Raw genomic sequence first — 2,849 nt, 5'->3', positions numbered from 1 at the left:
GCGCCGTACAAGGTCGAACGTTCGGTCGAGGTTCCCGTCTACCGCCCGCTCGTCCCGGACGAGTTCAAGGGCGAGGACTGGCTCTCGGCGCTCATCAAGATCGCCTATCCGGAGTTCGTGAGCGTCCCGGTCGAGGGCCGCGTCCATGTGAAGGTCGCAGAGGTGCGGGACGGTTCCGCCGCCGGCGCTGCCGGACGACCGCCGGTCATCCGCTCGGTCAGAACGGAGAAGGTGAGGGACCTCGACGCCCTGGCAAGGGCGACGCTCGAACGACGCATCGGGGCCCTCAAGCTCCGCTCGACGATGCGCGCCACAGTCAAGCAGATCACGCTCATGAAGCAGAAGGCCGACCACGCGAAGGACCGGGAGAAGCGGTCGTTGGGAGAGCGCATCCTGAGAAGCCTCCTCGAGCGCACCGCGACCATCCTGACCGCCGAGACCGAGCAAGCAGACACGAGGAGCTGGATCACGCTGCCCCGTGAGATCAGGCTGGCTCGGGTGACGGTCCCACCGGGCACGTACGAGGTGACGGTCCGGTCCGGTGGCGAGGTGCTCGCCGAGACGGTGCGGGTGCGCCCGGGACGTGCGGTCTTCCGCCCCGCGCGCGTGCTCGGTACCCCCCACCCGGTCCGGTGCGACGCCGACTGAGAGCGGCGATAGGAGGCGACCATGAAGCGCCGGGACTATCCCATTCTCGAGTTCGACGCCTCGCGAAGGTCGATCGTGGACCCAAGCTCACAGCTCCGGCCGGCCGACGTTCCGGAGCACTGCGTGCCCATCTTCTTCCAGGACGTCGTCGACCGCCTCGTCGCCGATGACGGGGCCAGGGAGATCGCCTGCATGGGCTCGGAGATGGGACGCCACCCGCTCTACGAGACCGAGCGGAACGGGCGACGCATCGCCTTCTTCCAGCCCGGCCTGACGGCACCCTTCGCCGCGGCGATGCTCGAGGAGGTCATCGTCTTCGGCTGTCGGAAGTTCATCGCCTGCGGAGCCGCCGGTGTGCTCGACCGGGCCGTCGCCGTCGGCCATCTCATTGTGCCGACGGCCGCGGTGCGCGACGAGGGAACGAGTTATCACTACCTCGAGCCTTCGAGGGAGGTCGAGCCCTCACCCGAGGCGCTCGCCGCCATCGAGAGCACCCTTGAGGAGCAGGGCGTCGACCATGTGACGGCGAAGACGTGGACGACCGACGCCATCTATCGCGAGACGCCGGAGCGTATCCGGCGGCGACGGGAGGAAGGATGTCTGACGGTCGAGATGGAGGCCGCCGCGTTCTTCGCTGTCGCGGCGTTCCGCGAGGTGACCCTCGGACAGATACTCTATGGAGGAGACGACGTCAGCGGTGACGAGTGGGACCACCGGGACTGGAACCGACAGAGCGATGTGCGCAGACGACTCTTCGAGCTGTCCGCCGAGGCCTGTCTGAGGCTCTAGACCAAGGAGATCGGAATGTCCTCATCCGAACGCGACGGGAGACGGGTCGCCGACCGTGAACGACCGGACGCCTCCCTGCCGCGCATCCTCGTGTGGCTTCTCGCGGTCGTCGCCGTGGCCCAGGCGGTCTACTACTACCCGAAGATGCCCGAGGTCATGGCGACCCACTTCGGAACCGGAGGGGAAGCGAACGGCTGGTCGGGACGAACGGAGTTTGTCATCTGGTACGGCCTCGCCGAGGCGCTCTTCCTGTTCCTCGGCTTCGGGATCCCGACGCTCATCCGCCGCATGCCCGCGGGCTTCGTCAACATACCCCATCGGGAGGTCTGGCTGGCACCGCCGCACAGAGAACGCTCGATCGCCGACCTCAGCGTCTGGATGCTCTGGTTCAGTGCCGCCACACTGGGCTTCCTCGTGGTGACGGCGCAGTTCATCTACACGAGCAATCTCGACGGCGGCGGACCGAGTCTGTCGGGCGCCTACATCACCGTCCTCGCGGCCTTCGTCGCGGTCATCCTCTGGCTCGTCTACCTCGTCTACAGGAGGTTCGGCACCCTCCCGTCCCGCTAGCCGAGGCGCCGGACCGAGATGTCACCGTCGTCCGTCCTGATGCGGATTCTCCCCTCGCCTCCCCCGATCGTGCCGCTCGTCCGGTGCTCGGTCTGCGCGTAGTCCCGAACACCGTCACTGTGAACGTCGACGCGACCATCGTCGGTCGTGACGAGGAACTCGGCCGAGAGACCCTCCGCGTACACGACGTCGATGTCACCGTCGTCCAGCTCAACATCGAGGTCGACCGGTCCCGCGTTCGGCAGGTCGATCCTGACGTCGCCGTCATCGCCGCGGAGTTCGACCCTCTCGCTCGCGACATCGAACAGGGCGACGTCGCCGTCGTCGAGCGTGACGACGAGTTCACCGGCGCAGTCGCGCATCAGGACGTCTCCGTCTTCGAGACCGATGCGCGCGAACGGGAACCGGCACAGGTCCATGAGCACATCGCCGTCGTCGCCGGCGAGGCTCAACTCTCCCGCAACATCCGAGAGCGAGATGTCGCCGTCGTCGAACCGCAGCTCGAGCATCCCGATGTCGCCGCCCGCGATCTCCACATCGCCGTCGTCGAGCGTGAGCTCGATCGGGGCCTGCCAGTTCTCGATCTCCACATCGCCGTCGTCACCTGCGAGTTCGAGCCGCACCCAGGCCGGCGCCTCGATCGTGTAGACGTATTCCTCGACGGTGCTGAAGCGCACGAAGCTCGTGCCGCCGGGTATCTCCGTGCCGTCAACGATGATCCTGCCGTCGACCCGACGGATATCCGCCTCGAAGTCGGGGTCGCGGCCGAAACCGATCCTCTTGACATCGACACGGTACGTAACGCGGACGTCGATCGTGTTCCCGTCGACGGGGACCACGCG

Annotated in this window: 3 protein-coding genes; 2 read left to right on the top strand and 1 reads right to left on the bottom strand. The window is 67.0% G+C overall.

Annotated features, from left to right (window positions below):
- Positions 1 to 669 precede the first annotated feature (669 nt).
- Positions 670 to 1,437, top strand: a complete 768-nt coding sequence (locus GF405_00555; GenBank protein ID MBD3366645.1) for a hypothetical protein — start codon at positions 670 to 672, stop codon at positions 1,435 to 1,437.
- 15 nt (positions 1,438 to 1,452) lie between these two features.
- Positions 1,453 to 2,007 carry a DUF1648 domain-containing protein gene (locus GF405_00550; protein ID MBD3366644.1) on the top strand — a complete coding sequence of 185 codons (555 nt, stop codon included), beginning with the start codon at positions 1,453 to 1,455 and terminating at the stop codon, positions 2,005 to 2,007.
- On the opposite strand, the gene GF405_00545 is transcribed toward GF405_00550, so the two are convergent.
- On the bottom strand, positions 2,004 to 2,849 hold an 846-nt coding region (locus tag GF405_00545; protein MBD3366643.1), incomplete at its 5' end, for a DUF4097 family beta strand repeat protein. The genes GF405_00550 and GF405_00545 overlap by 4 nt on opposite strands.

The sequence above is a fragment of the Candidatus Effluviviaceae Genus V sp. genome, assembly GCA_014728125.1.
In the GTDB taxonomy this organism is placed as follows: Bacteria; Joyebacterota; Joyebacteria; order Joyebacterales; family Joyebacteraceae; genus WJMD01.
Note: the sequence above shows the minus strand (reverse complement) of the source record. Positions and strands in the feature narration are given on the sequence as shown.